Annotated in this window: 2 protein-coding genes and 1 pseudogene; all 3 read left to right on the top strand. The window is 38.3% G+C overall.

Annotation, left to right across the window (positions count from 1 at the left end; translation table 11 throughout):
* Positions 1-78: 78 nt before the first annotated feature.
* The 3 genes and pseudogenes from tnpB (at position 79) to RCH61_RS09705 (ending at position 3,425) form a co-directional block, all read left to right on the top strand.
* A complete protein-coding gene (tnpB, locus tag RCH61_RS09975; protein WP_442920456.1) occupies positions 79-243 on the top strand; it encodes an IS66 family insertion sequence element accessory protein TnpB in 165 nt (54 codons plus the stop codon).
* 293 nt (positions 244-536) lie between these two features.
* Positions 537-2,155: pseudogene (gene tnpC, locus RCH61_RS09920) on the top strand (IS66 family transposase).
* 91 nt (positions 2,156-2,246) lie between these two features.
* Positions 2,247-3,425, top strand: a complete 1,179-nt coding sequence (locus tag RCH61_RS09705; protein ID WP_306480599.1) for an acyltransferase — start codon at positions 2,247-2,249, stop codon at positions 3,423-3,425.
* The last annotated feature ends 198 nt before the right edge of the window (positions 3,426-3,623 follow it).

The following is a 3,623-nucleotide window of genomic DNA, read 5'->3' as shown; positions in this document are numbered from 1 at the left end:
AATTTCTGGGCTTTCCAAGAGATTATCTCGAATAATAATTCTATTCTAATAAAAGCAGTTATTCGAGTTCTTAGATAACTGCTTCTGTACAAGCGGATTGAAAACGGAAACTTCCGATGGCCCCGTACCCAGGAAGAAGCACTGGAGATTAGCACGGACCAGTATCAAATGTTGATGCAGGGTCTGGAAATCGTTGTCAGACATCCTATAGAAGAAGTTCCTGATCCTGAATTCTCGTTGTGATTTTGTGCAAAACATAGAAAATAAAATCATTTTCATCCATGTCAGGTTATCCTGTTCAATATAAAATTTAAAGTTATTCACATCCTGAAAGTTTTCAGTGAGACTCTATATCCTCCTGATTCCAAAACTTTTCAGATTGTGGATAACAATCATAAATATCTGAATTTCAGGCTTTTATTTTCAGGTATTCATGACTGTTATCCACCGTCAAAATGACGAAGGTGACAGAATGTAAAAATAGCCAAAAACCGTGGATTCTGCTATAATACCACTCAGGAAAGTGAGGTTCAGTTATGGCAGTCAATTATACGGAGGAACAATTAAATAGTGTTGATAAGTCGTTTCTTATCCAGCTTCTTTTACAACAGTAGGAACAGCTGAATGCTTTAACAAAGGAACTTCACACATCGAACGAAAAAATGCAGCTTCTGATGGAACAGGTGATCCTTGGTAAGCAGAACCGTTTTGGCAGGTCTTCTGAAAAAATGGAAGATACCAGCCAGATCTGTTTTTGCGAAGTAGATGGAACGATTGTCTTTTTCAATGAAGCCGAAGCTGTCTGCGATCTCAATGCAGCAGAGCCTGATGATCTGGAACTTAAATCACCCAAACAGCCAAAGCGCAAGGGGAGGAAAGAGGCTGATCTTTCCGGGCTTCCAGTCAGACGGATTGACCATTATCTGTCCGAAGAGGAATTGGAAGCGGAATTTGGTGTCAGGGGATGGAAGCAGTTACCGGATGCCATTTCCAGAAAATATCATTTCGTACCTGCGAAGGTAGAAGTGGAAGAACATCACATCGGCGTGTATGCCAGCAAAACAGATGAACACAAGGTGAAAACAGACCATCCAAAGGCATTACTGCATGGAAGTCTAGTATCACCATCTCTAGGTGCTGCGATCATCAATGGAAAATATGTGAACGTAGTTCCACTCTATCGGTTGGAGCAGGAATTCCAGCGTTATGGTTTGTAGATTACAAGACAAAACATGGCAAACTGGTGCATACGTTTAGCGGAAGAATATTTATCGGTTCTTTATGATCATCTTCATAAGGTGTTGTATTCTTATCATGTGATCCAGGCGGATGAGACACCAGTACTTGTAAACCATGATGGACGCAAAGCCGGTTCCAAAAGCTGGATGTGGGTTATCGTTCCAGACATCTGTATCAAGATCGACAGATTGTCCTGTATGAATACCAGCAGACGAGAAATGCATCCCATCCACGGGAATTCCTAAAAGGATACGACGGCATCTGTGTAACAGACGGTTACCAGGTATACCATACTTTAGAAAAAGAGTTGGAAGAACTGACCATTGCCGGATGTTGGGTGCATTGCCGTTGCAGATTTGATGAAGCCTTGAAGCTGGTTCTGAAATCCTATCAAAAGGAATCCAATGCATTTCTGTTAATGAAACAGATTCAGGCGATCTATCGGGAAGAAGGGAAACTGAATGATCTTTCTTCTGATGAACGACTTAAGCAGCGGCAAGTGGTTATCAAACCACTTGTGGATGCGTTTTTTATATACCTTAAAACCATAAACGTGTCCAAATAGGATAAATTTGGTGATGCTATCGGCTATGCATTGAATCAGGAAAAATATCTCCGGGTATTTCTCACAGACGGAGATGTTCCAATCGATAACAACGCATCCGAAAGGGCAATTCGAGGCTTTTGTATTGGGAAGAAGAATTGGCAGATGATCGATACGATCAATGGAGCCAAATCTTCTGCAATCATTTACAGTATTGTGGAAACTGCAAAAGCCAATAATCTGAAGCCTTTTGATTATGTGCAGTATCTCTTGGAAGAGATTCCGAAACACATGAATGACCGGGATTGTTCCTTTTTGGAAAATCTTCTGCCCTGGTCAGAAAAACTTCCTGTAGAGATTCACAAAGCTTAAATACTGGTGGTTGCAAAGCAGCCACCTAAAAATGTCAAGGTACTTGCTATTTTGCGTTTACAATATTTCTCAATATTCAGGAGGAGATGATTTGATTAACAAGAAAAATAAGACGTACTTTTTTGTTGTGATTTCATTCATATGCATTGCTTTTATTGTGGGTTTTCATATTTTAGACGGCAGAAATATTACATTATTTGATCCGATCATAAAATATATTAAGCAATATCATATCAAAGATGTTGTAAATATCGTTGCTATTTTATCAGGGATTTCCGCTATTCTTGTTGGTATTGCAAGTATCAGAATATCTAATCTTGGCGCGGTAAAGGAGTATTTTCAGCAAGGGGATAATAAAGAGTATACAACTGCCAGACATAATTTATATAAGAAATTTGACGAAAATGTACCGATTGATCCTAATGATGCGGATGCCAGTAATACAGTTTCATTTTTTCACTTTTGGGGATTAATGGTAAAGAAAAAATATTTGCCTTTTTGGGTTTTTAAAAGTGCATCCGGATATGCAGTCATAAGATTGTATGAGGGACTTCAGGAAATGATAGAAATAAGGAGAGTTGATAATCCGGAATATGCTGAATATTTTGAGTGGATATATAGAAAATGTCGGAAAGTTTTAAAATGTTCAGAAGCAACAAATCCTGTGCAGGTGGAGAAAAAACAGAATGAGGAAACCAGTTTCCTTAGTGAAAGTGAATTAAAGACAATCGGATTTTTAAAATATGGTACAAATGTACTTGTAAGCAGAAAGGCAAGTATTTATAATCCGGAACAGATCGTACTGGGAGATAATATTCGAATAGATGATTTTTGTATATTAAGTGGAAATATAAAACTTGGTTCGTATATACATATTTCTGCATATACATGTTTGATAGGCGGTGCAAAGGGAATTATATTGCAAGATTTTGTGACTGTATCATCAAGATGTGCTGTTTATGCGGTGAGTGATGATTTCTCGGGAGAACAATTAAATAACTCTATGATTCCTACAGCTTATCGCAGGGTGATCGAAGGACAAGTTATTTTAGAAGATTATGTGAGCGTGGGAACAGGAAGTACAATTTTGCCAGGCGTTAAATTAGAAGAAGGAGCAGCCGTAGGAGCAATGAGTTTTGTAAAACATACTCTTGAAGGATGGAAGATTTATGCAGGAGCTCCTTGCAGATATGTAAAAGACAGAAAGCAAAATATGAAGCAGCTGCGGACTGCATTGCAGAACTCATGTGTATATGAAGAAAGCAGGTGAAAGGATGAAACCTAGAATTTTTATCGGTTCTTCTAAAGAAAGCGTAAAGATTGCGGAAAAAAGTAAAAAGTCTTTTAGACGGTGAATATGTCTGCCGGTTATGGTGCGATAATTTTTTTGATTTGGGGCAGTGTACTTATTATGAACTTAGAGTATAATTATCATTGGCAAAAATAAAGGGAAGAGATCGAAACCTCT

Origin of the sequence: Mediterraneibacter sp., from assembly GCF_030825015.1 — a bacterium.
GTDB lineage: Bacteria > Bacillota > Clostridia > Lachnospirales > Lachnospiraceae > Mediterraneibacter.
Note: the sequence above shows the minus strand (reverse complement) of the source record. Positions and strands in the feature narration are given on the sequence as shown.